Raw genomic sequence first — 26,678 nt, 5'->3', positions numbered from 1 at the left:
CTGGGATGCGGAATGTCTCGTAATCAACCGGACCAGTGGCCGCAGGTGCCCGAATTCGTGATCGTCGGCTTTCGTTCTGCTCAGGGAGATGGACTGTGTCGTTGCAAGCCGCATCCGCGAGCACGCATTGGGAAAAGGTGGCGGAGTCCATCGAGTTCGTTCCCGCGGAGTACTCCCACAAAACCCAGCCGGACACTGCGGCGCGGGAGATGCTGCGCTGCGACCAGACCGAACTCGACCGCCTGGTCGACGCGGGCCTGCCGTTCGAGGACCGTGCCGGGGTCCGTCACTTCGACGTCAACGACCTCTACAACCTCGGCATGTACTCCGGCAAGGGGAACACCCAGCCCGAACTCGCCTTCCGCATGCTGTTCCGGTTCGCCACCAAGTCGATGGACGACCTGTTGCGCGACAAGACCTGGGACTTCCGGGTCCGGATGGACTGTGTGGACTGCCGCGGCGAGGCGCCGTGGCGGCTGGAGGCGCCCGACGTGGAGCGCTTCGGCGGGCGCGTCGTGGTGCACCAGGTCATCGAGCCCAGCGCGGCGTCCTCCGGCGAGTACTCGGCCACCGTCACCACCACCGGCGCCCGCACGCCGCTGGTCGCGCCGCGGCTGCGGAGCCTGGTGCGGGACTACCTGGACGCGGGTTACCGGTGGCAGATGGTCCCGATCGCCATGCAGGCCGACCAGGAGCTGGTGCACAAGCTGGGCGCGACCAGCTGCATCGCTGCCAGTTTGCTTCTCGCGCAACAGTTCCGGGCTGCGGGCTACGCGGCCGAGGCCAAGCGCGGCTGGTTCTGCGGCGTGCTGGGCGGGGCTCTCGACCTGCCGCACGCCTGCGTCGAGGTCACCGATGACGACGGCTCGGTGAAGACCGTCGACATCGCCAAGGCCCAGCTGGCCGCCCGGCTGTCGTCGGACACCGGCGACTTCCAGGACCTGTGCCAGGGATCGACCTACAACAAGGTGATCCCCTCCACCGCCTCCGGCAACGCCTCCTTCGGCTACCACGACTGCGGTTCGCCGGTGCCGGTCCAGGTGCGTGCGGATATCCGATCGACGCGGTGACGCTGCAATGTCGAGCCACTCCGTAGGGAAAGAGTAGAGATGGCAGTACGTGAGATCGAGCCGATCGCCCTGGCGCTGGACCGGCTGGAGCTGATGGCCGAGTCGGGTTACTACAACCCGTACACGATGTTCGACTGGCCCGAGGCCATCGAGCCGGACAAGCCATGGATGAGTGAGAGCCTCACCACGCTGGCGGGCACCCCCATGTGGGACGAGCTCACCCGCGAGCAGCAGCTCGCCTTGACCAGGTACGAGGCGATCAACTTCTTCAGCCTCAACATCCACGGCATCCGTGAGCTGTTGAGCGAGGTGGTCATGCGTATCCATGACCGCACTTACGCCGGTGTCTCGGAGTTCCTCCACCACTTCATCGGTGAGGAGAACGAGCACATGTGGTTCTTCGCGCAGTTCTGCCTGCGCTACGGCGGCAAGCTCTACCCGGCGCAGCCGTCGCTGCGAGCGGACTCGGTCGAGCACCTGTCGGCGGTGGCCCGCGAGCTGATCGTGTTCGCGCGCATCCTGATCTTCGAGGAGATCGTCGACCACTACAACGCGCACATGGCCACGGACATGGACCTGCCGGTCATCGCCCGCGAGATCAACCGGGTGCACCACCAGGACGAGAGCAGGCACGTCGCCTTCGGCCGCATGATCTTCGTGAACCTGCTGGAGCAGGTGGCCAAGCGCGACCCGAACGAGGTGCCGCTGGTCGCGGAGTACCTCGAGAGCTACCTGAGCTACAGCATCGGCACCCTGTACAACCCGGCGGCGTACCGCGACGCGGGCATTCCGGACGCGCTGGCGCTGCGCAGGCGCGCGCTCGAACACCCGGCGCGGCAGGCGGCGCACGAGCAGGTCCTCAAGCGCACCAGGAAGTTCCTGTCCAAGGTGGGCGTCGGCCGGGAACTGGTCAAGCGATGACCGACCAGCTGCGGGCGGTCCGGGAGTTCATCCTGGAGCGCAACTCCACAATGGACACGGTGTCCGACGACCTGGACCTGATCGACAGCCGGGCCATCAACTCGCTGGCCTTCGTCGAGTTCATCTTCCTGCTGGAGGAACTCACCGGCGATTCGATCGACCCCGAGGACCTCGACTTGGACGACTTCCGGACCTTGAAGGCGATCGAGGCCCGGTTCTTCACGCAGGAGGCGGTGCGATGACCACGGCGACCGACAACGGTTTGAGCGTTCTCGACGGCGACCAGCTGCGGCTGCTGCGCGCGATCGAGGCGGTGTTCCTGCGGCTCGCCGACGGGTGGAATGCGCAGGAGTTCCGGTACCCGCACCTGATCCGGTGCTCGGACCTGGACAAGTTCGACTACTACGACAACTTCCCGCACCTGGGCCTGGCCGCGGTGCGGCTCGACCCGGCACGGCTGGGCGCCTCGCTGGCCGACGCCGAGCGGCCACTGCAGCACGTGGTCCCGGAAGTGATGGAACCGACCGCGTTCGCGCTGCCCTCCGCGGCCTGCTACTCGATCTACGTCGACCTCGCGGGCTCGGTGCTGCCCGCCGAGGGTGTCCTGCGCACGACCGTCGGAACCTGCTTCCGCAACGAGGACCACTACAGCGGTCTGCGGCGGCTGCTGGGCTTCTCGATGCGCGAGATCGTGTGCGTCGGGCCGGAGGACGCGGCAAAGGCGCACCTGGCGCGCGCCAAGGACGCCGTGATCGCGCTGCTGGTCGAGCTGGGCATCGAGTACGACATCGAGGTCGCCACCGACCCGTTCTTCGACAAGAACAGCGGCAAGGCGAAGATGCAGAAGCTGTTCCCGGTCAAGGAAGAGTTCGTGGTCGACGGCCTGGCGATCGGCTCGGTCAACTACCACCGGAACTTCTTCGGCGAGCGCTGCTCGATCCAGGTCGGCGAGGAGACGGCGCACACCAGCTGCCTGGCTTTCGGCTTGGAGCGGTGGATCCACACCCTGACCGACCGGTTCGGCGGCGCCGTCGCCGCGCTGGCCGCCGTCGAGGCGCTGGGCTGATGCGCACCACCGCGGCCGAGGCGCTCGGCGTCGAGGTGGGAGTGCTGCTGGCGGGAATGGGCGGGGTCTCCGGCCCGGAACTCGCGGCCGCGGTGTCGAACGCGGGTGCGGCGGGCTGCGTCGGCGGCTACAAGCTGGTCGGCGAGCACCTCACCACCATGCTGAAGCGGCTGGCCGCGGGCACGGACAAGCCGGTCGGGGTGAACTTCATCCCCGAGGTCGTCGGCGCCCGCGAGCTCACCGAGCAGCTCGAGCAGCTGCTGGGGGAGACCCCGGAGTCGGTGTACGTCTCGCTGTTCGGCCTGCCCGAGGACGCGGTGTTCGACCGCGTGGCCGCCTCGGGCAGGCGCCTGGTGGTCCAGGTCGGCGCCGTCGAGGACGGCGTGCGCGCCGCCGAGCGCGGTGCCGTCGTGGTCGCCCAGGGGATCGAGGCGGGCGGACACCTCCTCGGCCACGACCCGCGCGACGAGCTCGTGGCGCGGCTGCGCGACCGACTGCCCGACGCATGCGTTGTCGCCGCGGGCGGGATCGGGTCTCCCGACGACGCCGCCGTCGCGCTGGCCGCGGGCGCCGACGGAGTGCTGCTCGGCACGGCGTTCGTCGTCGCGCGGGAGTCGGCTGCCCACCCGTACTTCAAGGAAGCGGTGATCGGCGCCTCCGGGGCCGACACCGTGATCACCGGTGTCTACGAGATCGGCTGGCCCAACCGGCGGCACCGGGTGCTGTCGACCGCGGTCACCGAGAACCCGGGGCAGGCCAAGAACTTCATCGGTCGAACGACCATCGAAGGCAAGTTGTTCCTGGTGCCGCGGTTCAGCGCCGCGGTGCCGACCGACTCGACCACCGGACGCGTCGAGGAGATGGCCATGTACTGCGGCCTGTCCTGCGACGCGATCACCCGTGCACCCTCGGCGGCTGAGATCGTCGCCGCGTTCGACCGTGTCCTGCGGGGCCATGCGGTCGCCGAAACCGGAAAGGAAAGCTGATGTCAGCTTCTGACGTGCTCGAACGGCTCGACCTGAAGTACCGCGAGGACACCCTCAAGGTCCGCGTCCGCGACGGCGTCGAGCTCTACTACGAGTCGACGGGCGACGGCCCGGTCGTCACCACCCTCAACAACTTCTTCATGACCACCCCGACGTGGCGTGTCCTCACCGACGACCTCGCCAATGACCACCGGGTCATCAGCTACGACCTCGCGGGCCACGGGCAGTCCACCCACCCGGCGACCTACCCGTCCTGGGCGCAGCACGCCGCCGACGCCATCGCCCTGCTCGACGCCCTGGAGGTGGAGAAGACCTACCTGGTCTCCACCTCGATCTCCACCGTCCTCGCCCGCGACATCGCGCTGGCCTACCCCGACCGGGTCTCCGGCATCGTGCTCGCCGGGCCCGCGCTGGGTCCCAAGGGCATGCGCAGGCACCGCCAGATCCAGCGCGCGTGGCTGCTCACCCTGGAGAACCACGGGATGGCCGCCCTGTACAACCACCTCTACCCCGAGGTGTTCGGCGCGGACATGAACGAGGAGCTCGGCACACCCGGCTTCCTGGGCCTGCGGGAGAGCTTCCTCGCGCTGTCCACCAAGGAAGACCTCGCCAACGGCCTCAACCTGGCGCTGACCGGCGAGACCAGCCCCGAGCTGCTCAAGCAGATCCAGTGCCCGACCCTGGTCGTCATCGGCGACGACGACATCCTGCTGAGCAACACGGGGGCCAGGGAACTGGCCGAGCACTTCCCCAAGGGCAGCTACGAGATCATGCCCGGCGCGGGTCACCTGCCCTTCCTCGACGACGCGATGGGCTTCCAGGCGATCGTCCGCAAGTTCGTCGCGGAAGCGGAAGCCGGTGCCTGATCCAGTGGCCGAGTCCGATTCGGTGGTCGAGGCGAAGGCGCGTATTCGCGCTCTCCTGGTCGACATGCTCGGCCCCGACAGCTTCGTCACCGACCTGTCGGACACCGTGTCGCTGCGCCAGGGCGGGGTCTCGTCGACCGCGCTGGTGAGCCTGCTGGTGGCCATGGAGGACGAGTTCGGCTTCGAGTGGCAGGACGATGTCGCTCCCGAGGCCCTGCGGTCGATCAGCTCCCTGGCCGGGCACGTCGCGTCCCTGCCCGCATAGGGGTCGGCCGTGTCGCTCGAGCAGCTGGTCCCGGCCGCGGTCGCGGAGGGTGCGCACGTCAAGTGGCACCCGGTGCGGACACCGCGCGGCCGCGCCGAGCAGTCCGCGGCCGGGCGGGCCGCGGCCGCGGCGGCACTGGCCGAGGCCGGGTCCACCGACTTGGTCGTGCCACGTGAACCCGATGGGAGGCCGAGGTTTCCCCAGGGATTCGCCGGGGCCATCGCCCATACGGACAGCGTTGCCGTGGCGGTGGTCGTCCCGGGTGCCGAGGCGGTGGGCGTCGACATCGAGGACGCCGTGATCAGTCCGCGCGTCGCCAGGTTCGTCCTGCGCGACCGGGAGCGCGCCGCGCTGCTGCGGCCCGACGGGGCGTACAGCGCGCGGGACCTGTTCTCGGCGAAGGAAGCGGCCTTCAAGGCTCTCTGCTCTCTCGGCGGCGGGGGCGGCCTTGGCGGGCCGGATCAGTTCTTGTTCTGGCGGATCGAGCTCGACCAGGTAGACGGGACGCTCGTCGCGTCCCACCGAGGTGTGGCCGTGCCGGTGTGGGTCCGGTCCGAGCCGCGTCGCTCGCTCGCCGTGGCGATACGGCGATGACGCGGTCCGTCGGGTTCGGTCGCGCCCATAGCGGCCAAGCAGTGTGCGTGGAGTCGGGTGAGAGGAAGCAATCCATGGATCGCGACATTTTCGATGTCGTTGACAAGCTGTTCCGTCAGCGGCTGCAACTGCCCGAACTCGACCCGGACCGCCGGCTTGTCGACTACGGACTCGACTCCGTCCGCTCCGTGGACCTCATCGTGGAGCTGGAGGACGAGTTCGGGGTGAGCATCAGCGACGAGCAAGCGGGATCGATGGGGACCCTGCGGGACGTGGTGGCCACGGTCACCGCGGCGCTGACGGTTCCGGTCGGACAAGGACACCGTGAGAAATGAGCGCTCCCAACGGCTTCGCCCGGCACACCCGGCCCGAACTCGCCCGACTCTTCCGGGCCCTCAACCTCGATGTCACCTACCGGGCGGGCGAGGGTGACTACCTGACCCTGGAACACCCCACCGATCCCGACGGCACGACGAGCGGCGAGCGGGTGCTGGATCTGGTCGGCGGCGCGGGCGCCTCGCTGTTCGGCCACAACCACCCCACGCTGGTCGACGTCGCTCGGCGCAGTCTCGACGAGCGGTTGCCGTTCAACGCGCAGGGAAGTGTCCGCCCGTGGGCGGGGGAGTTGGCCGAGCGGCTCTCGGCGATGGTCGGCGCGTCGACCGGGGCGAGCTACGTGGTCACGTTCGGCAGCACCGGCGCCGACGCCGTCGAGGGCGCGGTGAAGCACGCGTCGGTCGAACACAGCCGCGGCCTCGGCGCGCTGCGGGAGGAATTCGAGCAGACGCTGCGCAAGCTGCGGCGCGACGGTGTCGACGACGTGCCCTGCGCGGACGGCCCCGCACGGGGCCGGCCATGCGGTGACGTGGTGGCCGAGGCCATCGCGTGCGTGACGGAGCTGGCCAAGGCCGAGCCGATCTTCGTCTCGCTCAAGGACTCCTTCCACGGCAAGACCTCCGCGGCGGGCGCGCTGACCCACGGCGCCAACGTGCCGAAGGACCTGCACGTCCACGGCCCCAAGCGGATCCGGCTGCACGACTGGACTCCACGCTCCGTCGTGTCCGCGCTCGACCCCCTGCGCGTGCGCCTCGACACGGTCACCGTCGACGCCGCGGGCGTGCCGCGGTCGACCGCCCGCCACATCTCGCCGGTCGCGGCGTGCTTCGTCGAGCCCATCCAGGGCGAGGCCGGTGTGCGCGAGGTGCCCACCGCGACGCTCGCCGCGCTGCGCGAACTCGCCGACCGGCACGACGCGGCCCTGGTGTTCGACGAGATCCAGTGCGGTATGGGCCGCACAGGGACGTTCCTCGCCTCCGAGCCCTCCGGTGTGGTCGCCGACTACTACCTGCTCTCCAAATCCCTCGGCGGCGGCATGGTCAAGATCTCGGCGCTGCTGGTCGCCGAGAACCGCTACATCGCCGAGTTCGGGCGCCACCACACCTCGACCTTCGCCGACGACGACCTGTCGGCCAGGGTGGCCCTAGCCGGTCTCGACCTTGCCGTGCGGTACCAGGACCGGATCACCGCCGTCGGCACTGAGCTGCGGGAGCGGCTCACCGAGGTCGCGCAGCGGTGGCCCGAGGCCATCGTGGAGGTGCGCGGGCGCGGGCTGCTCCTCGGTGTCGAGTTCACGCTGCCCAAGCCTGGGTCCGCGCTGTTGAAGCAGGTGTTCGACGCCGAGACGCTGGGCTTCCTGATCGCGGGCAGGATGCTGCACAGGCACCGCGTCCGCGTCATCCCGACCCTGTCGGCGACGAAAACCCTGCGCGTGCAGCCCTCGGCGCTGCTGGAGTCCGCCGACATCGACCAGATCGTCGCCGCGTTCGACGACGCCGCGAGCTTGCTGGCCAAGGGCGACTACGCGACGCTGCTCGACCACCTCACCGTGCCGCCCACCGGCACCTGGCGGCCGCGCCAGCACGTCCCGGACCCGCGCGGGAACCGGCGGCCCGGCGACGGCCGCAACGAGGACGTGCCCCGGGTGGTGTTCCTCGCGAACCTCGACACCGCGACCTCCCTGCGCGCCCTGGCACCGGAGTTGGCGAGCTGGTCCGAGGACCAGTGCGAAGCGGCTGTCGACCGGATCTGCGGCGAACTGGGTCCGTTCGAGGTCGTCCAGCGGCGGATCGTCTCCAAGACCGGCCGCGCCGTCGAGGTCAACCTGGTGGCCGTGCCGTTCACCGCGGCCCAAGCGGTGGCGGGGCAGCGCGCGGGCCACGGCGCCTGGCTGCGCCGCACCGTGCTCGACGCGGTCGACCTCGGGTTCTGGCTCGGTGCCGACGTCATCGGCCTCGGCGGCTACACCTCGATCGTCACCGGCGCCGGTCGCGACGTGGTGGAGAACGAAGTCAGGGTCACCTCGGGCAACTCGCTGACAGCGGCCTGCGCCTACGACCTCGTCCGCGGGCAGCTGGCCCAGGCCGGCCCGGGGGAGCGCAGAGTCGGGCTCGTCGGCGGCCTCGGCAACATCGGCGCCGTCATGGCCGAACTCATCGCGCCGCACTGCGAGGCGCTGGTGCTGGTCGGCAGGCCGGGGTCCGGCCGCAGGCTGGCCCGCGTCGCCGAGCGGCTGTCGCAGCTGACCGAGGTCTCCATCGCCGAGGAAATGGCGGCCCTGCGGGACTGCCCGACCGTTGTCAGCGCGACCAACTCGGCCGATCCGGTGATCCTGCCGAACCACCTCGCGGGCGACCGGGACGTCCTCGTCTGCGACCTCGCGGTGCCGGGCGACGTGCACCCCGCGGTGGCGAACCTGTCGAACGTGACGCTGGTGTCCGGTGGCCGGATCCAGCTTCCCGACGGGCAGGCGCCGCGGTTCCCGGGCATCACCCTTCCGCCCGGGATCGTCTACTCCTGCATGGCCGAGACGATTCTTCTCGGCTTCGAGCCGCGGACCCCGAGTCCCTCGTACGGCGGCCTTTCCGTAGCAGGCGTCCACGCCGCCCAGGAACTCGCCGCGCGGCACGGCCTGCATCCGGCCCGCGTCGTCGCGGACGACGTGACTGTGCGGCCGTGGTTCGTCAACGGGTCCAGCGACATATTCGAGGAGCGCATTCGATGACCGCATTACACCCGCGTCACCAGAGCATCGTGCACGCACTGGTCGCGCGCGCCGAGAGCGGGTCGACCATGGAGCTGACCATGGTGCCCGAACCCACCCGGGCCGAATCGCGGCGCTATGACGCCGTATTCGACCTCGCGGGCCGCGCCGCGGCGATCCTCGCCGAGCACGGTGTCGGTCCTGGTGACCGGATCCTGATCTGCCTGCCCGCGGGGTGGCCGTTCGTGGCGGCCTTCTTCGGCGCCCAGGTGTGCGGCGCCGCCCCGGCCTCCGTGGCGCTGCCGACCACCTTCGGCGCCGCCGCGGGCTTCGACGGCCAGCTGAAAGAACTCGTCGGCTACCTGCGGCCGGCCGCGGTCGTCACGACGGCGGCCATGATCGAGGCGACCGGCGACCTCGCCGACACCGTCCTGATCGACGGCGACGCCATGGTCGCGCGCGCCGCCGCCGCGCAGGTCGCGCCCCACCCCGTCCACCTGCCCGAGCCCGACGAGCTGGCGTTCATCCAGCTCACCTCCGGGTCGACCGGCACGCCCAAGGGCGTCATGGTCTCGCATGGCAACCTGATCGCCCACTTGGAACAGCTCACCCTGGCCACCGGCTGGTCGGCCGAGGACATCGGCGTGAGCTGGCTGCCGCTCTACCACGACATGGGCCTCGTCGCTGGCCTCCTGCTGCCGCTCTACACGGGCGGCGGCGGCGTGGTCATGCCACCGACGCGGTTCCTGCGCGCGCCCGCGGAGTGGCTGCACCTGATGAGCCACTTCCGCGGCACGACCGCCGCGGCGCCGAACTTCGCCTACGGCTACCTGGCCGACCGGGTGAAGGACGAGCACCTGGCGGGAGTCGACCTGTCGTCGTGGCGGGTGGTCTTCTGCGGGGCCGAGCCGGTCAACCCCACCACGATCCAGCGCTTCACGGATCGCTTCACCCAGTGGGGTCTGCGGCCGAACGTCGTCGTGCCCTGCTACGGAATGGCGGAGGCGGTGCTGGGCATCACCATGACGCCGCCCGCCGATCCGATGAGGTACGACACGATCGACCGCCAGGCCGCAGTGGCCGACGCGCGGGTGGTCGACGTCGAGGCGGACAGCCCCCACGCCTTGCGGGTGGTCGACTGCGGTGCCCCGGTGGTGGGCACGGACCTCCGGATCGTCGACGACCAGGGCACCGAGCTGGGGGAGGATCGGATCGGCCACATCCAGTTCCGCGGGCCGTCGCGCACCGTGGGCTATTTCGACCTCCCGCAGGCGACCGCCGAGGCGCTCGACGGAGCGGGCTGGTGGAAGACCGGCGACGTCGGCTACCTGCGCGACGGCAGTCTGCGGATCACCGGCCGCGCCAAGGACCTCGTCATCATCCGCGGCGCGAACTACTTCCCGTCGGACTTCGAGCAGGCCGCTGAGACGGTGCCCGGTGTCCGCCTCGGCGGTGTCGTCGCGGTCGGGTACCTGGCCGAGGACGGTGACTCCGAGGAACTGCACCTGGTGGTCGAGACCGAGCTTGACGCCGAGCAGCACGACACCCTGCGGGCGTCGATCCTTTCCGCTGTCAGCGCCCGCACCGGCGTGCCACCGGTCGCGATCCACATGGTGCCGCGCCGCAGCATCCCGAAGACGACCAGCGGCAAGGTCCAGCGGTCGCTCACCCGCAGGCGGTTCGTCGATGGCTGGACCCGGCCGTGAAGCAGATATGGGTCGGCCTGACTGCTCCCAAGTAGACGGTCGCCGACCCCCGCGAGCCGGACGGCTCAGCGGTTCGGCGACCCCGCGATCACCTCACGCGGTGGCCCGCTTCGCTTGGGGTGGGTGCGTTTCGGGCGAAGCGGGCGGTGAGGACGATCGTGTCGACTGGCTCGACGGCCTGCTGGACCAATGGGACCCCGCGGACCGCCTGCGCGCCATGGTGGTGGCCGAGGAACTGATCGTCAACGCCCACCAGCACGGCACCCCGCCCGTGGTGTTGCGGGTGGTGCTGGTCGGTCCACACGACTCTTCGATGCTGATCACGGCCGAAGACCAGGACGCCCGGAACTACGGCGAATGGCAACGGGGAGCAGGCCTGCTCACCGTCGGCGCCCTGGCCGACCGGTGGGGCGTCGACTGGCGCCACGACCGCAAAACGGTCTGGGCGGAGCTCCACTACCCCGACGAAGCCGACGACACCATCGCCACCCCACGGAGTACGGACAACGATTGAGCGCGCACGGTGGCCGGTGGCGCCGCTGCAGGGCTTATGGGCGGACCCGGTGTCAGGGTGCCGAGTCTCGCCCGGTGTCCGCCGTGGGCGGGGTTGCCTGGTGCTCGGCCCACCACCGGGCGAACAGCGGATTGGTGTCGACGAGTTGGGCGTAGGCCGCCAGCAGGGACGCGGGAGCACGTTCGGCGACGCCGACGAGCGGGCTGTCCTGGTGCCAGACCAGCAGGATCTCCTGGGTGATGGGAGTGCCTTTGAGGTTGCGGATGACCACGCCGCTGCCTTCGCGGGCCATCGGCTTGGCGAGGGTGACCGCGCCCTGGTGGACCAGGGCTCTCGTCGTGACCGAGTCCGACACCTGATACTTGATCGTCGCGGAGAACCCCGCTTGAGTGCAGGCCCGCTGCAGCGCCAACTGCTCGGCGATCTCACTCACCGGAGGCAACACCCAGCTCTCCTCGGCGAGGTCGCGCAAGTCGATGTCGACCGAGTCGGCAAGCCGGTGGTTCGCCGAGACCGCGACGAACATCGGCGCGCTCAACACCAAGCTGCTGCGCAGCGGCGGCGGAAGGGGCGTGCGGAAGCCCGGCATCTCCTCCAGAACGATGAAGTCCAGCTTGCCGTCGAGCACCTTGCGGATCAGTTCGGTCGGATGGGTGTCGATGTCGATGGTCGATTCGGCACTCCCGACATGCTTGGCGACGGAGTCGACGAACAGCGGCACGACAAGCCCAGGCGGACCACCGACCCGGATGGCCCCTTTCACCGCGACCGCCTGGGTGAGCCGCCTGATCCCCGCCATCATCTCGTCGACATCGGCCAGCACACTGCGCGCGGTGGACAACACGTATGACCCGAGGTCGGTCGGGGTGACACCGGTGCCCGATCGGGCGAATAACATCCCACCGACGCGGCTCTCCAGGCGCTGCATCTGGGCGGTCAGGGCAGGCTGCGAGATGCCAGGCCGACCGCTGCCTTGGACAGGCTGCCCGCATCAGCCACGGCGATGATGATCCGGAGGTGACGCAACTCCAACTCGTACACACTCAAGTTATATGCCCTCTGGGGCATGTCCGATCTGTCGACGCGCGAAAATGACGTGCTTCTGGACCGCGGCCGGCCATATACCGGGTGGTGATATCTCCAGCGATCCAGGGCAGTTCGCCCACTGGGAACACCTCGCGGGCGGTATCGCTTGTCTCTGTGAGGAAATGGATTCTCTGCCTGACCTTGAGCGTGGAAGGCGCCGTGCCGCCGACACCGCTGACCGTGATCGGGCTGACGACGGCCGCGCCCGCGTCGGGGACGTTCACATTGTCGCGCGGAGCGCGACGAACGCGGGCTCGCGTTCGATGACCGGCGCGCGGGTCAGCTCATCCGACTGCCGTGGCCGTGACCCGTGGTAGCTCATGATCAGCGCCAGGTCGGCCGCACCGTCGGCGACACCGGAAAGGATCTGTTCGGACGGCAGGTCCTGGGTGGTGATCCGGTATTCCGGGAGTACCGCAGCACCGGGCGCGCGCCCGCGGTGAAGTACCGGCCCGGCATGACCGCCACCCCGACCGGCGGCCGGGGCGAATCAGGGGGATGCCGGGGGAAACCCTGATGGTGCGCCGTCGCGGAACGGGCAGCATGGAGCTGTCAGGGGATCTGTTCCGCAGTACAAGGAGGGTTCATGAACGAGGCCAAGCCCGAGGCGGCCCGCGCCGCCGTCGATTCCGTTGTCGACGCCGTGCGGGGGCTGTTCCACGAGGGCATCAACCGCCGGGTGGTCGTCCGCGACAGTGATGACGACGTGGTCCTGGACGTGCCGTTGGCCGTCGGCATGGTGGCCGCCCTGGCCGCGCCGGTGGCGACGACGATCGGAGCCGGGGTGGCGCTGGTCGGCAAGTGCGGAATCAAGGTCGAGAACCGCAAGCCTCAGGCCTCGCCGCCCGCGAGGGTCGTCGACGCCGAGTGATCAGCCGCGGGTGACGAGACCGGGTCTTCGGGGTCTGGAGTGCTGCTGGAGTCCCAGCCGTCCGGCTCCCGCGGCGTCGCGGTGTTCAGGACAGGCGGGCGCGGGCGCGCCCGGCCCCGAGACACGGTCGAGTCACGTCCGCGGCTGAGTCCGCCGGGGACGCATTTCTAGGGTGCGGAATCCGCCGCGGGCGGGGGCGCCTGGTGCTCGGCCCACCATCTCGCGAACAGCGGATTGGTGTCGACGAGTTGGGCGTAGGCCGCCAGCAGGGACGCGGGCGCACGCTCGGCGAGGGCGACGAGCGGACTGTCCTCGTGCCAGACCAGCAGGATCTCCTGGGTGATGGGAGTGCCTTTCAGGTTGCGGATGACCACGCCGCTGCCTTCGCGGGCCATCGGCTTGGCGAGGGTGACCGCACCTTGGTGGACCAACTCCCTCGTCGTGACCGAGTCCGACACCTGATACTTGATCGTCGCGGAGAACCCCGCCTGGCTGCAGGCCCGCTGCAGAGCCAACTGCTCGGCGATCTCGCTGACCGGGGGCAGCACCCAGCTCTCCTCGGCGAGATCGCGCAAGTCGATGTCGACCGCGTCGGCAAGCCGGTGGTTCTCCGAGATCGCGACGAACATCGGCGCGCTGAGCACCAAGCTGCTGCGCAGCGGCGGCGGAAGGGGTGTGCGGAAGCCGGGCATCTCCTCCAGGACGATGAAGTCGAGCTTGCCGTCGAGCACCTTGCGGATCAGCTCGGTCGGGCGGGTGTCGATGTCGATGGTCGATTCGGCACTTCCGACCTGCTTGGCGACGGAGTCGACGAACAGCGGCACGACAAGCCCGGGCGGACCGCCGACCCGGATGGCCCCCGCCACTGCGACCGCCTGGGTGAGCCGCCTGATCCCGGCCATCATCTCGTCGACATCGGCCAGCACACTGCGCGCCGCGGACAACACGTAGGACCCGAGGTCGGTCGGTGCGACACCGGTGCCCGATCGCGCGAACAACAACCCACCGACGCGGCCCTCCAGGCGCTGCATCTGGGCCGTCAGGGCAGGCTGCGAGATGCCCAGCCCGACCGCCGCCTTGGACAGACTGCCCGCATCAGCCACGGCGATGATGATCCGGAGATGACGCAACTCCAACTCGTACACACTGAAGTTATATGCCCTCCGGGTGGCGTCAGCGACCTTTGGGTTGAGGCGATTCCACGGCTCGGTCAGCCGATCGTCATCGACGTGAACTGGGCAGGCGTCCTACGACATGGCCCGGAAACGCTCCCCACGTGGCGCGCGCCGCCGACTGTCGAACGTCTGATGATCGGCGGGCGGTGGGCTCGCGGCGGTCGTAATGTCGGTGGCTGCGGAGGCCCGGCCACCGACGGCCGATGGCCGCGCAGATCGGGAGGCTCGTCATGTTTGTGCAGGTAGTGCAGGGCAAGGTGTCCGATGCGAACCGGATGCACGAGCAGTTGGACAAGTGGATGCGGGACCTCGCTCCCCAAGCGGAGGGGTGGCTGGGGTCGACCTGCGGCGTGACCGACGACGGCACCTGCGTGTGCTTCGTCCGGTTCGACACGCCGGAGCACGCCCGGCAGAACAGCGACCGGCCGGAGCAGGGCGCCTGGTGGGAGGAGACCTCGAAGTTGTTCCCCCAGGGCGCGGAGTTCCTTGACAGCGACCAGGTCACGGAGGACCTGCCCGGCGACCCGACGAAGGCCAAGTTCGTGCAGATCATGGAAGGGCGGGCGACCGACCCGAAACGGGGCTACGAGCTGTCGAAGGAGAACTCGGACAAGTGGGCCGAGTTCCGCCCGGACGTGCTCGGCACCATCGGCGCGAACCTCCCGGACGGCCGGTACGCGATGGAGATGTTCTTCACCAACGAGGCCGAGGCGCGCAAGGGAGAACAGAAGGAAGCGCCCCCGGAGCTGAAGGCGCAGATGGACGAGATGCAGGCGCTGATGGCGGACACGCCGAAGTTCTTCGACCTCAAGAACCCGTGGATGTACGGACCGCGCTGAATCCGCGCTGCCGGGGGTGCGGCACCCGCACCCCCGGCGGCACGCCTCAGCAGTCGAACGTGATGGCGTTGCTCGGACCCGACACGTTGCCGGACGTGTCGACTGCCCGCACCACGACCTCCGTGGGGCCGGTGAAATCGCAGTACACGATCGTCTCACCAGCGCCGATGCTGCCGTGCTCGGCGAACACCCCGTTCTGGTAGACGTCGTACAGGATCAGGCCCGGCGGGTCGGCGTCGTCGGTCGACGTCGTCCAGTCCAGCCAGATCTCCGGGGAGCTGCTGTTCGGGTTCAACGTGAGGTTCGCAGGCGCGGTCGGTGCCACCGTGTCCGTGGCCGGGGGCGTCGTCACGCTCAAGACGTTGCTGTGCACCGCGTTCCCGGAGGTGTCCGTGGCGATGACTTGGAAGGTGTGGCTCGTCGCCGGGGCCACGTCGAGCAGGGTGGTCTGCCGGTAGTTGATGGCGCCGGGGTTCATCGCGACCCCGTCCTTCGTCAGGGTGTAGAAGACCTGGCCGACGTTGTCCTTCGACGAGGTCCAGCTCAGGGAGATCCGGGTCGGGTAGACCGCGACCAGGCTCAGGACCGGGGCCGGGCTGGGTGGCGTGGTGTCCGCGGGCGTGGACACCGTGACGGCGTTGCTGTTGCCCGACCGGTTCCCGTTCACGTCCACGGCGTAGACGCTGAACGTGTAGGTCTTGCCGGGAATCTGCAGCGGCCGGGTGTGCGTCGTGCTCGGCGGGTCGACGCGGACGCAGCCGGTGAAGTTGTGCTGCACGCAGTACCACCAGTTCGACTGCTTGGTCGACGCCGCGTCCCAGGCCAGGGACACGCTCGTGTCCGTCAACGCCGTGACCCGCAGGTTGGTCGGGGTCGTGGGCGAGGTGCGATCACGGGCCGCCCCAGCCGGAGCGGCCGAGACTAAAAGCGCCAGCACGACTGAGAAGACAACGGCCAAGGCACGCATGGGGAACCTCCACCTCGGAACAGGACAGGTCTAACCATGACCACGCCCGCCCGGCCGGAAAGGTTCAATGAGTCCCGGCGTCGGCGACTGCGATGACGACGAGACCTGAGAGGCTCGTGTTGCCAGGCGGAAGGCGACAGGACAAAGAGAGGTCGACGTGATCATCGAAAGTGCTTCCACCCGGGGGATGCGGCACTGCGAGACCACCGCGCTGGGTGTCCTGCTGCGGCATGAGGGACTGGATCTCTCCGAGCCCATGCTGTTCGGCCTCGGCTCCGGCCTGGCCTTTGTCTACTGGGACGGGAAGGGGATGGATTTCCCCTTCCTTGGCGGTCGGGTCAAACCCTTCCAACTCACCAGAAACCTCGACGGCCGACTGGGGTTGGGATTGGCGGTGCGGGAGACCGCGTCCCCGCGCAAGGCGTGGCAGGACGTCCGAGCCCAGCTCGACGCGGGGAAACCGGTGGGGTTGCAGCTCGACAGCTACCACCTGGACTACTTCGGGTCGAAGGTGCATTTCGGCGGGCATGTCGTGGCCATGTACGGGTACGACGACGACCGCGCGTACCTGGTGGACACCGACCAGCAGGGTGGAGCGGTGACGACCAGTCTGTCCAGTCTCGCCAAAGCCAGGGCTGAGCGTGGACCGATGACAGCGAGGAACCGCTCCTTCACGATCACCGCCTCCAGTGAACTGGCTCCATCGCGGGACCTTGTCGTCGGGGCGATCCATGCCTGCGCCGTCGACTTCCTCAACCCGCCCATCGCGAATCTCGGATACCGGGGAATCGAGAAGGCCGCCGGGCGGGTGGAGAAGTGGCTCGAACGCACCGACAACCCCCAGCGGGACCTGCCACTGGCCGCCCTCCTCATGGAGAAGGCAGGGACCGGCGGGGCCCTGTTCCGCAATCTCTACCGCGATTTCCTCGGCGAATGCGTTCACCTGATCGACGACAGCCGACTGCGCACCGGTCACACGATGTATGGCGAGGCCGCCACCATGTGGACCGAGGTCGCCAAGCTGATCGCCGGCGCGGGCGACACCGGCGACAGCACCGACCTCAAGCAAGCAGGTGAACTCCTCCGCGATCTTTCGCGGGTGGAGCACGACGCGATGCGTGCGCTGGCCGAGGTCGGAACCTGAAGGTCCGCGCGGCACGTGCTGGAACTTTCGCCCGTTTAAGCGCGGGAACTACGCTTTTCGTGTGAACGTCCGTGGTCGAAATGGTTGCCCTATGAATCACCGGTTCTGACCGAGCCGGCGGATTATCGTCATCTTATTCTTCCGTTCGCGGGCAGGGATTCGTACAAACGCTCCACTCGACGGTTGACTCGATTATGTGAGCTACTTTCGGGTAGGTGATCATCGTTCGACGGAGTAGTCCATTGTGGATGGATTTGACCTGCGGCGATGCTTTGCTAATGGCGATGCCGGGCCTGTTGGAAACGAATGTGCTGACGTGTGATACGCATCACAGTATCGCGTTTCGAATTAGCTCGTTGCCTGTGATCGATCTCCACCTGGACCTGCGGTTCTTGCGGCTTTGTGCACACTTTCGAACGAAGTCGCAAGAAGATTCTTTCCGGACGTGCCAGGGTTCTGGCGGCTGGATGGGTTCCACCGTTCGGCGGTAGTAGCCTTCAGTCCGAAAAGGCCACGATGGTTTGGCTTCGGCTACAGCCGGGTATTTGGAGAAGGCGCTGACAGGTCGCTCCTGTCGATGGACGTTTCACGACGGCCGCCGCTTCTCGCTCACGTTCAAACAGTCCCCGCGAGGGCTATGAGTCCTGGCGGAAATCAACCGTGCCCACCGGGCGCTGATTGTGAGGACCTATGCACAGATCCAGGGTTCACGCCCTTCTGGCCGAGCTGACCCGCGAGCACGCCGTGCCTGGTGTGCAACTGGCGATCCACCATGAGGACCGCACCTGGGTCTGGGAAGCAGGCGTCGTCAGGCACGGCGAACCCGAACCGATGACCACGGCCGCCGCGGTGCCCACGGGCTCCATCACCAAGGTCGTCACCGCCGCCACCGTCATGGCGCTGGCCGTCGACGGCGATCTCGAGCTCGACGAGCCGCTGGCCGCGCAGGTCGGCGGACTCGACACCCTGCCCGCCGACCTCGGCGACGCGCTGACCCTGCGCCATCTGCTCAGCCACACCTCCGGGCTGCCGTCGGACAGCGCCGGGGCGACCGCGCCCAGCCTGCGCAGGCTGTTAGCGGAGGAGGGCGCCGACCTCGCCCCGCTCGCGGAGCCGGGCGTCGCGTTCTCCTATTCCAACCTCGGATACCTCCTGATCGGCCATGCCATCGAGGACGTCACCGGCATGAGCTGGGCCGAAGCCGCCGCCGCGATCGTGCTGACCCCGCTGGGGATCACCCCGCGCCTGGTGGTCGGGCCGCGCCGGACGGGCGGGATCGTCAGCGGGCACACCGTCGACCGGGCGCGGGGCGTGGTGCGCCCCGTGGCGCAGTCCCTCGGCGCCGTCGAGGCGCCCGCGGGCGCGATCGCGGCCAGTGCCGCGGACCTGGTCCTGATCGGCCGCGCCCTGACCGGCCACGAGCCCGGCGCGCTGCTCGATCCCGGGTCCATCAAGGACATGCAGACCCCCGTTCCCGGCGCCGAGCCGTTCGGCATGGCTGACGGGTGGGGTCTCGGCCTGGCCTCCTATGGCTCCGCCCCGAGCACGTCGATCGGCCACGACGGCACCGGCGACGGCACGTCCTGCCACCTGCGGATGAACCCGTCCACCGGCACCGTCGTCGCGATGACCGCCAACGCGGGCTCGGGTTTCGCGCTGTGGCGGGCGCTGGCCGCCGAACTGCCCGCGTACGGCGTCCCGGTGAAGGACCACGACCCGATGCCCGAGACCGGTGACCCGACACCGGTCCCGCCGGGCTGCGAGGGCGACTACGACAACGGCGGCACCGTCTACTCGATCGTCCACAGGGGACCGGAAAGCCTCCGGCTGACCGTGGACGAAGAGCCCTTCGCCGACTTGACCTTCGGCGCGGACCTGCGGTTCACCATGCGCGACTGCGACACCGGCGAGACCGACCAGGTCGGCCGCATCCTGACCGACGGCTCGGGCAGTCCCGCCTGGCTGCAGGTCGGCGGCAGGCTCGCGCGCAAGCGCGCCCTCGTCCCGGCCTGAGGTCCTCCCGAGCCGTTCGGTGGAACGGCCATGCCCGCGAAAGGTTCGACCAGCCATGTCAGCGCACACCACCCTGCTGGACCTGTTCGCCCACAGTGCCCGGGCCCACGCCGAAGAACCCGCGCTCTCGGCCGAGGACCGCACAGTCACCTACCGCGCCCTCGACAGCTGGTCGGACCGGCTGGCGCACAAGCTGATCACGCTCGGCGCCGGGCCGGAGCGGTTGGTCGCGCTCGCCCTGCCCAGGTCGGTCGACATGGTCGTCGCGCAGCTCGCTGTGCTCAAGGCGGGTGCGGCCTACCTGCCGATCGACCCGGACTACCCGGCCGACCGGATCCGGGCCATGGTCGACGACGCGCGGCCGCTGCTCGTGGTCGACGACCCCGCGTGGGTGGCCGACGCGGGCGATACCGCCGCCGTGCCGGTGCGCCCGCACCCGGACCAGCCCGCTTACGTGATCTACACGTCCGGCTCCACCGGCAGGCCGAAGGGCGTCGTGGTCACCCATCGCGGGCTCGCCACCTTCGCCACCGCCGAGGTCGACCGGTTCGACGTGCGCCCTGGCGACCGGGTGCTGCTGTTCTCCTCACCCAGCTTCGACGCCTCGGTCCTGGAGCTGTGCATGGCCTTCGCCGGTGGGGCCGCGCTGGTGGTGCCGCCCCCGGGGCCGCTGGTGGGCGAGCAACTCGCCGACGTGCTGGCGGCGCGCGCAGTGAGTCACGCGCTGATCCCCCCGGTCGTGCTCGCCACGCTGCCCGACGTGGAGCTGCCCCACCTGCGGACCCTGGTCGTGGGCGGCGACGCCTGCACGGCCGGCCTGGTGCGCCGCTGGGCGCCGGGCCGCCGCATGGTCAACGCCTACGGCCCCACCGAGTCCACGGTCGTCTCCACCTGGAGCGACCCGCTGACCCCGGGGGAGGGCGCTCCGCCCATCGGCCGCGCGATCCCGGGCACCGAGGTGCTGGTGCTCGACGACGACCTGCGCCCGGCCGAGCACGGCGAGCTGTATGTCGCCGGCGTGGGGCTGGCCAGGGGATACCTCGACCGGCCGGGCCTGACCGCGCAGCGGTTCCTGGCCGCCCCGGATGGACAGCGGAGGTACCGGACCGGTGACGTCGTTCGGCGGCGGGCAGGCGGCGACTTGGAGTTCGTCGGGCGCGCCGACCACCAGGTGAAGATCCGCGGCTTCCGGGTCGAGCCGGGGGAGATCGAGGCCGTGCTCGCCGAGGACCCGCGGGTGGGGCAGGCGGTCGTGGTGCCGCGCACCGACTCCGGGCTCAAGCGGCTCGTCGCCTACGTCGTCCCCGCGGGCGACGACCGGCCCGACCCGGCGGACCTGCGGGCGGTGCTCGCCGCCCGGCTGCCTGACTACCTGGTGCCCGCGGCGATCGTCGTGCTGGACGCGTTCCCGTTGAGCCCCAACGGGAAGCTCGACCGCGCCGCGCTGCCCGCGCCGGTCGTGGGCTCGGCCGCGACGGGGTATGTCGCGCCGCGGGACGAGCGGGAACGGGTGCTCGCGGGTCTGTGGGCCGACGTGCTCGGGGCCACCGAGGTGGGCGTCGAGGACGACTTCTTCGCCCTGGGCGGCGACTCCATCCTGGCGTCCCGGCTGAGATCGAGAATCATCGCCGAGTTCGGCGCGGAGTTGTCCGGTCGAGCGGTGTTCGACGCCCGCACGGTCGCCGCGCTCGCCGCCCTGCTCCCGGCCACGTCCGCCCACTGCGCGCCCATCTCGCCCGCACCGTCGGACCGGCCGCTCCCGCTCTCGCCCGCCCAGCGGCGATTATGGCTCGCCGAGATCACCGCAGGCGGGCTCGCCAACAACACCGGCGCCGCGCTCCGCCTCACCGGCGACCTCGACCGTCACGCCCTGCGGACCGCCCTCGACCGACTCGCCGCCCGCCACGGCGCACTGCGCACCACGATCGACACCATCGCCGGTCAACCATGCCAGCTCGTCGCCCCCGCCCCCGCCCTGCCATTACGGGAAGTCCGCACCACCGACCTCCACGCCGACCTCGCCCGCGACCTGGCCGAGCCCTTCGACCTGCGGACCGGTCCCACCACCCGCGCCACCCTGTTCGCCCTCGGCCCGCGCGAGCACGTCCTCCTGCTCGCCCAGCACCACCTCGTCACCGACGGCTGGTCGATGGCACTGCTGATCGACGAACTGCTCGCCTGCTACCGCGAGGCCACCGGCGGCGCTCCCGCCGTCCTTGCCGGCCAATCCGTGACCTATGGCGACTTCGCCGCCTGGGCCGCCGACCGCGCGGACCACACCGAATCCCTGGCGTACTGGCGCGAGCGGCTCGACGGCCTGGTCCCGCTCGACCTGCCCACCGACCGGCCGCGGCCCGCGGTGCGCGTCGGCTCGGGCGGTGTCCTGCGCCGCGAGCTGCCCGCCGACCTCGTGCGCCGCCTATCCGTCCTCGGCGCCGCACACGACGCGACACTGTTCATGACCCTCACCGCCGCAGTGCAGCTGGTGCTCGCCGCGCGGGCCGGGACCCGGGACGTCGCCGTGGGCGCGGCGCGCGCGGGCAGGCCGCGCACCGAACTGGATACCGTGGCGGGCTTCTTCGTCAACACCCTGGTCCTTCGGTCCACTGTGGACCCGTCGGCGCCGTTCAGCGAGTTCCTGGGCCAGGTCCGCGAGACCGCACTGGACGCCTTCGCCCACGACGACGCGCCCTTCGACCGGGTGGTGGACCATCTCGCCCCCGAGCGCGACGCGAGCCGCACCCCGCTCGTGCAGGCCGTCGTCGCCCTGCAGCAGCCGCTGTTGCGCGCCACGGAAGCGGGCGGACTGCTGGTCGCCGAGCAGGACCTGCCCCGGCCCGCGTCCCGATTCGACCTCACCGTCGAGTTCTGGCCGCGCGGCGACGCCCTCACCATGACCGCCGAGTACGACACCGCGCTGTTCGACCTGGCCACGATCGAGGGCATCGCCGCCGAGGTCGACCGCGTGCTGCGCGCGATCGCCGACCAGCCGGACAGTCCACTGGAGACACTGGTGGACCTGTCCGACACCGGTAGGACACCGCGCGTAGCCCGGCCCACACCGGCCCGCTATCTCGCACCCCGGACGCCCGTGGAGGCGACCCTCGCGCAGGTGTACGCCAAGGTCCTGGGCGCGGCCAGGGTCGGCGTGCGGGACAACTTCTTCGCCCTGGGCGGCGATTCCATCCTCAGCATCCAAGTCGTCGCCGCCGCCCGCGCCGCCGGTGTCGTGGTGACTTCCCGCGACGTGTTCACCCACCAGACCGTCGCCGCCCTCGCCCCGCACGCCGTCGCGGTCGACCTCGCGGACCGCCCGGACAACGCCGCCGTGTCCGGCTCCGCTCCGCTCACGCCGATCCAACGCTGGTTCCTCGACACGCACACCGTGCACCCGCAGCGGTTCCACCAGTCGTGCGTCGTGGACCTCGGCGAACCGGTGGACGAAGCGGCGCTGCGCGCCGCGGTCGCCGCCATCACCGAACACCACGACGCGCTGCGGATGCGGTTCGCCGACACCACCGAGCAGGTCAACGCCCCGGTCGGCGCGGACGGCGCGGTGTTCGGCCACGGGCCGCTGTTCACCGCCACAACCATCGGGGAGACCACGGTCCGGCTCGCCGCGCACCACCTGGTGGTCGACGGCCTGTCCTGGCGCGTCCTCGCCGAGGACCTGCGCACCGCCCACGCCCGGGCTCGCCTCGGACTGGACGTGCGCCTGCCCGGCCGCACCACGTCTTTCCGCGACTGGGCGCGGCGGCTCGCCACCCACACCGCCGAGGGCGGCTTCGATCACGAGCGCGCGCACTGGGCGCACACCGTCCAAGTCGACGGCCGCGTGCCCTGTGCCACGGACGGCAGCAATACCGTTGCCACACAACGGGAAGTGACCGTCTCGCTCACCGAGGACGAGACCCGCGCTTTGGTCCGGACCGTGCCCGACGCCTACCGGACCCGGGTCGACGAGGTTCTGCTGACCGCGCTCGCCTCGACGCTCGGCAAGTGGACCGGCCGCGACCGCCTGCTCGTCGACGTCGAGGGCCACGGCCGGGAAGACCTGTTCGCGGGCGTCGATGTCTCTCGCACGGTCGGCTGGTTCACCACTGTCTACCCGGTCGCGCTGCCGGTGCGCCCGGACTGGGGGAATGCGCTGAAAGCGGTCAAGGAGACGGTGCGGTCGGTGCCCCGGCGCGGGATCGGCTACGGCGCCCTCCGTCATCTCGCGGGCGCCCAGGACCTGGCCTGCGCCGCCGACGTGAGCTTCAACTATCTCGGCCGGTTCGACGGCCCCACCGGCCTCGACCTCGACGCGCACCCGGACGCGGCCCGCGCCCATGTCCTCGACGTCGTCGGCCGGATCGAGGGCGACCGGCTCGCCTTCACCTGGTACTTCAGCGAAAACCTGCACCGCGCGGACACCATCGCCACCCTCGCCGACACGATGCTGGCCGCCCTGCGCGACCTGACCGGCCACTGCGCGAACGCCCACGGCCGCACCCCGTCGGACTTCCCGCTCGTCGCTCTCGACCAGGCCGCGGTGGACCGGCTGGCGGTCCCCGGGGTCGCCGACCTCCTCCCGCTGACCCCGATGCAGGCGGGCATGGTGTTCCACGGCCTGTCCCAGTCCGGGACCGGCGCCTACTTCCAGCAGACGTCCTTCGTCCTCGACGACGTGCCCGACCCGGCCGCCCTCGCCGCGGCCTGGCAGCACGTGGTGGACCGCACGCCGATCCTGCGCTCGTCAGTGCTCTGGCAGGAGGAGCCTGTGCTGGTCGTCCACGACCACGTGCCCGTGCCCATCACGATCCTGGACTGGACGGGGCAGGACCGGGCCGCGAACCTCGCCACCCTGCTCGCCGCCGACCAGAGGACCGGGTTCGATCTCGACCGTGCGCCGCTGATGCGCCTGACCATCGCCCGGCTCTCGCCGACCGAGGTCCAGGTGCTGTGGACCTTCCACCACGTCCTGCTCGACGGCTGGTCCGTGTTCGGCGTCCTCGCCGACGTGGCCGCCGCCCACGCGGGCGCCCCGCTGCCCGAGCGGCCCGACTTCGCCGAGTATCCGCGCTGGATCGCGGGCCAGGACGACGGCGAGGAGCACTGGCGGCCGGTGCTCGCCGAGGTCACCGCGCCGACCCCGCTGCCCTTCGACCGCCCCCGCTCGTCGGTCGCCCAGCCCACCACCTCGGCCCGCACCGACGTCGCCCTGTCCGTTCAGGAGACCACGGCGCTGTACGACTTCGCCAAGGCGCAAGGGCTGACGCCGGGCACAGTCGTGCAGGGCGCGTGGGCGCTGTTGCTCGCCCAGTACAGCGGTCAGCGCCAGGTCTGCTTCGGCGCGACGGTCTCCGGCAGGCCCGCCGACCTGCGGGACGTCGAGTCGATCATCGGCATGTTCGTCAACACGCTGCCCGTGGTGGCCACAGTGGACGGTGCGGCGGCGGTCGCCGACTGGCTGCGGGAGCTCCAGCGCGGCCAGGCCGGGGCCCGCGCCGCCCAGCACACGCCGCTGACCAAGCTGCACGGCTGGAGCCAGGTCCCCGGCGGCGTCGACCTGTTCGACAGCGCGGTGATCTTCGAGAACTACCCGATGGGCGGCCCACCCGTGCGCGAGCTGGCCGCGGTGGAGAGCACCACGTTCCCGCTCAGCGTCACCGTCTATCCGACCGAGCGCCTGTCGCTGCTGGTCGGCTACGAGCCCGGGTTGTTCGACGCGGACACCGCCCAGGCGCTGGCCGAGCACCTGGTCCACCTGCTGCGGGAACTCACCGCCGACCCCGACCGGCCCGTCTCGGCGGTGCCCGCCCTCAGCACCCCCGAACAGGTGGACGGGTGGAACCGGACGGATGTCGACGTCCCCGCGACCACCCTGACCGCCCTGCTCTCCGACCAGGCGGCCAAGACCCCGGACGGCGAAGCCTTGGTGTTCGAGGACGTTCGCTGGACCTACGCCGAACTGCACGCGCGCGCCGACCGGCTCGCGAACTGGCTGCGGGATCAGGGAGCCGGGCCGGAGCGGGTCGTCGCGGTCGCCCTGCCCAGGTCGGCCGAGCTGATCGTCGCCCTGCTCGCCGTGCTCAAATCCGGCGCTGCCTACCTCCCGATCGACCCGAACCTGCCCCGGCAGCGGATCGACTTCATGGTGGCCGACGCGGGCGCGGTCCTGCTGCTCGATTCCACGGACCTTCCGGGGACCGACCAGCCCGCCACCGCACCCGAGCTCGACCCGGCGAACGGCGCGTACGTCATCTACACCTCGGGCTCCACCGGCAAGCCCAAAGGTGTTGTGGTGCCGCACGAGGGCATCGTGAACCGGCTGCTGTGGACCCAGGACCGCTTCCGACTCGGGCCGGGCGACCGGGTGCTGCAGAAGACGCCGATGAGTTTCGACGTGTCGGTCTGGGAGTTCTTCTGGCCCCTCATGGTCGGCGCCACCCTGGTGGTCGCCCGGCCGGACGGGCACCGCGACCCGGCTTACCTCGCCGAGCTGATTCGGTCGGAGTCAGTGACGACCGTCCACTTTGTCCCGTCCATGCTGCGCGCGTTCCTGCGCCACGCCGACCTCGCCGGCTGCATCAGCCTGCGCCGAGTCCTGTGCAGCGGGGAGGCGCTGCCGCAAGACCTGGCCGAGGACTTCCACGCCGCCTGCGAGGCGGAACTGCACAACCTCTACGGGCCCACCGAAGCGTCCGTCGACGTCACCCACTGGCACTGCGAGCCCGGTCAGCCGACCGTCCCCATCGGCAGGCCGGTGTGGAACACGCGCTTGCACGTGCTCGACGACGAACTCCGCCCGGTCCCGGTGGGCGCGCCCGGTGAGCTGCACCTCGCGGGTGTCCAACTCGCCAGGGGTTACCTGAACCGGCCCGGCCTCACCGCCGAGCGGTTCATCGCGAACCCCTTCGAGCCGGGGCGCCTGTACCGCACGGGCGACCTGGTCCGCTGGACCCGCGACGGCGCGGTGGAATACCTGGGGCGCACCGACCACCAGGTCAAGATCCGCGGCTTCCGGATCGAGCCCGGCGAGGTCGAGTCGGCGCTGTCCGCGCTGCCCGAGGTCGACGAGGCCGCGGTGATCGCCCGCGACGGCAGGCTCGTCGCCTACGTCGTCCCCGCGACCGCCGACCCCGCCGCCATCCGGGCCGCTGTCGCGGGCGTGCTGCCCGAACACCTGGTGCCCTCCGCCGTCGTCGCGCTGGAGCGGCTGCCGCTCACGACGTCCGGCAAGCTCGACCGGCGCGCCCTGCCCGACCCGGACTTCACCGCCGTGAGCGCCGACACCGGGCCCGAGACGGGGACGGAGAAGGCGCTCGCCGAGATCTGGGCCGAGGTGCTGGACCTGGACCGGGTCGGGGTCGAGGACAGCTTCTTCGACCTCGGCGGCGACTCCATCCTCAGCCTGCACGTGACCGCCCGCGCCAACGCCGCCTTCGGTGTGGCCCTCAAGCCCCGCGACGTCCTCACCGCCCGCACCGTGCGGGCGCTCGCGACCCTGGTCGAGGACCAGGTGCTGCGCGAACTCGAAGAACTCGCCCGGCTCGACGACGCCACCGAATAA

General features: G+C 70.3%; 20 protein-coding genes. 17 read left to right on the top strand and 3 right to left on the bottom strand.

Going from position 1 to position 26,678, the window contains the following annotated elements:
- Nucleotides 1–95 precede the first annotated feature (95 nt).
- The 12 genes from C8E96_RS25955 (at nucleotide 96) to C8E96_RS25900 (ending at nucleotide 11,028) form a co-directional block, all read left to right on the top strand.
- Nucleotides 96–1,070: a hypothetical protein gene (locus tag C8E96_RS25955; RefSeq protein ID WP_091369485.1), complete on the top strand. Its 975-nt coding sequence runs from the start codon at nucleotides 96–98 to the stop codon at nucleotides 1,068–1,070.
- 39 nt (nucleotides 1,071–1,109) lie between these two features.
- A complete protein-coding gene (locus tag C8E96_RS25950) occupies nucleotides 1,110–1,991 on the top strand; it encodes a diiron oxygenase (RefSeq protein WP_091369482.1) in 882 nt (293 codons plus the stop codon).
- Nucleotides 1,988–2,233 carry an acetyl xylan esterase gene (locus tag C8E96_RS25945; RefSeq protein WP_091369477.1) on the top strand — a complete coding sequence of 82 codons (246 nt, stop codon included), beginning with the start codon at nucleotides 1,988–1,990 and terminating at the stop codon, nucleotides 2,231–2,233. Before C8E96_RS25950 ends, C8E96_RS25945 begins: the two co-directional genes overlap by 4 nt.
- A complete protein-coding gene (locus C8E96_RS25940; RefSeq protein ID WP_091369474.1) occupies nucleotides 2,230–3,057 on the top strand; it encodes an aminoacyl--tRNA ligase-related protein in 828 nt (275 codons plus the stop codon). Before C8E96_RS25945 ends, C8E96_RS25940 begins: the two co-directional genes overlap by 4 nt.
- Nucleotides 3,057–4,043 carry an NAD(P)H-dependent flavin oxidoreductase gene (locus C8E96_RS25935; RefSeq protein ID WP_091369470.1) on the top strand — a complete coding sequence of 329 codons (987 nt, stop codon included), beginning with the start codon at nucleotides 3,057–3,059 and terminating at the stop codon, nucleotides 4,041–4,043. Before C8E96_RS25940 ends, C8E96_RS25935 begins: the two co-directional genes overlap by 1 nt.
- Nucleotides 4,043–4,909 (top strand): alpha/beta fold hydrolase, encoded by an 867-nt coding sequence (locus tag C8E96_RS25930; protein ID WP_091369466.1) that lies wholly within the window; start codon nucleotides 4,043–4,045, stop codon nucleotides 4,907–4,909. Before C8E96_RS25935 ends, C8E96_RS25930 begins: the two co-directional genes overlap by 1 nt.
- Entirely contained in the window at nucleotides 4,902–5,174 is a 273-nt protein-coding gene (locus tag C8E96_RS25925; RefSeq protein ID WP_133794791.1) for a phosphopantetheine-binding protein, read from the top strand. Before C8E96_RS25930 ends, C8E96_RS25925 begins: the two co-directional genes overlap by 8 nt.
- A 9-nt stretch (nucleotides 5,175–5,183) precedes the next feature.
- Nucleotides 5,184–5,768 carry a 4'-phosphopantetheinyl transferase superfamily protein gene (locus C8E96_RS25920; protein ID WP_091369460.1) on the top strand — a complete coding sequence of 195 codons (585 nt, stop codon included), beginning with the start codon at nucleotides 5,184–5,186 and terminating at the stop codon, nucleotides 5,766–5,768.
- Nucleotides 5,769–5,842: 74 nt separating this feature from the next.
- Nucleotides 5,843–6,103 (top strand): acyl carrier protein, encoded by a 261-nt coding sequence (locus C8E96_RS25915; RefSeq protein ID WP_091369457.1) that lies wholly within the window; start codon nucleotides 5,843–5,845, stop codon nucleotides 6,101–6,103.
- Nucleotides 6,100–8,829 carry an aminotransferase class III-fold pyridoxal phosphate-dependent enzyme gene (locus C8E96_RS25910; RefSeq protein WP_091369454.1) on the top strand — a complete coding sequence of 910 codons (2,730 nt, stop codon included), beginning with the start codon at nucleotides 6,100–6,102 and terminating at the stop codon, nucleotides 8,827–8,829. Before C8E96_RS25915 ends, C8E96_RS25910 begins: the two co-directional genes overlap by 4 nt.
- Nucleotides 8,826–10,514, top strand: a complete 1,689-nt coding sequence (locus C8E96_RS25905) for a fatty acyl-AMP ligase (protein WP_091369452.1) — start codon at nucleotides 8,826–8,828, stop codon at nucleotides 10,512–10,514. The genes C8E96_RS25910 and C8E96_RS25905 overlap by 4 nt, the downstream gene beginning before the upstream one ends.
- A gap of 100 nt (nucleotides 10,515–10,614) precedes the next feature.
- The gene (locus tag C8E96_RS25900; protein ID WP_091369449.1) at nucleotides 10,615–11,028 is read left to right on the top strand and encodes an ATP-binding protein; all 414 of its coding nucleotides are present in this window, start codon (nucleotides 10,615–10,617) and stop codon (nucleotides 11,026–11,028) included.
- A 52-nt stretch (nucleotides 11,029–11,080) separates the two neighbouring features.
- Here C8E96_RS25900 and C8E96_RS25895 read toward each other — a convergent pair whose 3' ends face one another.
- Entirely contained in the window at nucleotides 11,081–11,983 is a 903-nt protein-coding gene (locus C8E96_RS25895) for a LysR family transcriptional regulator (protein ID WP_267463821.1), read from the bottom strand.
- A gap of 717 nt (nucleotides 11,984–12,700) precedes the next feature.
- Between C8E96_RS25895 and C8E96_RS25890 the strand changes: the two genes are divergently transcribed.
- Complete coding sequence (locus tag C8E96_RS25890) at nucleotides 12,701–12,985, top strand: DUF4342 domain-containing protein (protein WP_091369446.1); 285 nt, start codon at nucleotides 12,701–12,703, stop codon at nucleotides 12,983–12,985.
- Between the two features lie 167 nt (nucleotides 12,986–13,152).
- On the opposite strand, the gene C8E96_RS25885 is transcribed toward C8E96_RS25890, so the two are convergent.
- Nucleotides 13,153–14,130, bottom strand: a complete 978-nt coding sequence (locus C8E96_RS25885) for a LysR family transcriptional regulator (RefSeq protein WP_091369441.1) — start codon at nucleotides 14,128–14,130, stop codon at nucleotides 13,153–13,155.
- A 260-nt stretch (nucleotides 14,131–14,390) separates the two neighbouring features.
- On the opposite strand from C8E96_RS25885, the gene C8E96_RS25880 reads away from it, so the two are divergent.
- Nucleotides 14,391–14,999, top strand: coding sequence for a hypothetical protein (locus C8E96_RS25880; RefSeq protein ID WP_133794789.1), 609 nt, complete (start codon nucleotides 14,391–14,393; stop codon nucleotides 14,997–14,999).
- 46 nt (nucleotides 15,000–15,045) lie between these two features.
- On the opposite strand, the gene C8E96_RS25875 is transcribed toward C8E96_RS25880, so the two are convergent.
- Entirely contained in the window at nucleotides 15,046–15,966 is a 921-nt protein-coding gene (locus C8E96_RS25875) for a fibronectin type III domain-containing protein (RefSeq protein WP_091369435.1), read from the bottom strand.
- 157 nt (nucleotides 15,967–16,123) lie between these two features.
- On the opposite strand from C8E96_RS25875, the gene C8E96_RS25870 reads away from it, so the two are divergent.
- The 3 genes from C8E96_RS25870 to C8E96_RS25860 all read left to right on the top strand — a co-directional run bounded on the left by C8E96_RS25870 (nucleotide 16,124) and on the right by C8E96_RS25860 (nucleotide 26,678).
- Nucleotides 16,124–17,110 carry a BtrH N-terminal domain-containing protein gene (locus C8E96_RS25870; protein ID WP_228769618.1) on the top strand — a complete coding sequence of 329 codons (987 nt, stop codon included), beginning with the start codon at nucleotides 16,124–16,126 and terminating at the stop codon, nucleotides 17,108–17,110.
- Nucleotides 17,111–17,800: 690 nt separating this feature from the next.
- Nucleotides 17,801–19,123 (top strand): serine hydrolase domain-containing protein, encoded by a 1,323-nt coding sequence (locus C8E96_RS25865; RefSeq protein WP_091369429.1) that lies wholly within the window; start codon nucleotides 17,801–17,803, stop codon nucleotides 19,121–19,123.
- Between the two features lie 55 nt (nucleotides 19,124–19,178).
- Complete coding sequence (locus C8E96_RS25860) at nucleotides 19,179–26,678, top strand: non-ribosomal peptide synthetase (RefSeq protein ID WP_091369425.1); 7,500 nt, start codon at nucleotides 19,179–19,181, stop codon at nucleotides 26,676–26,678.

The sequence above is a fragment of the Actinokineospora alba genome (assembly GCF_004362515.1).
Lineage (GTDB): Bacteria > Actinomycetota > Actinomycetes > Mycobacteriales > Pseudonocardiaceae > Actinokineospora > Actinokineospora alba.
Note: the sequence above shows the minus strand (reverse complement) of the source record. Positions and strands in the feature narration are given on the sequence as shown.

Bases quoted from the DNA above. Each gene is read 5' to 3' on its own strand.
- C8E96_RS25950 (WP_091369482.1), top strand. From the start codon at position 1,110: ATGGCAGTACGTGAGATCGAGCCGATCGCCCTGGCGCTGGACCGGCTG.
- C8E96_RS25945 (WP_091369477.1), top strand. From the start codon at position 1,988: ATGACCGACCAGCTGCGGGCGGTCCGGGAGTTCATCCTGGAGCGCAAC.
- C8E96_RS25940 (WP_091369474.1), top strand. From the start codon at position 2,230: ATGACCACGGCGACCGACAACGGTTTGAGCGTTCTCGACGGCGACCAG.
- C8E96_RS25935 (WP_091369470.1), top strand. From the start codon at position 3,057: ATGCGCACCACCGCGGCCGAGGCGCTCGGCGTCGAGGTGGGAGTGCTG.
- C8E96_RS25930 (WP_091369466.1), top strand. From the start codon at position 4,043: ATGTCAGCTTCTGACGTGCTCGAACGGCTCGACCTGAAGTACCGCGAG.
- C8E96_RS25915 (WP_091369457.1), top strand. From the start codon at position 5,843: ATGGATCGCGACATTTTCGATGTCGTTGACAAGCTGTTCCGTCAGCGG.
- C8E96_RS25910 (WP_091369454.1), top strand. From the start codon at position 6,100: ATGAGCGCTCCCAACGGCTTCGCCCGGCACACCCGGCCCGAACTCGCC.
- C8E96_RS25905 (WP_091369452.1), top strand. From the start codon at position 8,826: ATGACCGCATTACACCCGCGTCACCAGAGCATCGTGCACGCACTGGTC.
- C8E96_RS25890 (WP_091369446.1), top strand. From the start codon at position 12,701: ATGAACGAGGCCAAGCCCGAGGCGGCCCGCGCCGCCGTCGATTCCGTT.
- C8E96_RS25880 (WP_133794789.1), top strand. From the start codon at position 14,391: ATGTTTGTGCAGGTAGTGCAGGGCAAGGTGTCCGATGCGAACCGGATG.
- C8E96_RS25875 (WP_091369435.1), bottom strand. From the start codon at position 15,966: ATGCGTGCCTTGGCCGTTGTCTTCTCAGTCGTGCTGGCGCTTTTAGTC.
- C8E96_RS25865 (WP_091369429.1), top strand. From the start codon at position 17,801: ATGCACAGATCCAGGGTTCACGCCCTTCTGGCCGAGCTGACCCGCGAG.
- C8E96_RS25860 (WP_091369425.1), top strand. From the start codon at position 19,179: ATGTCAGCGCACACCACCCTGCTGGACCTGTTCGCCCACAGTGCCCGG.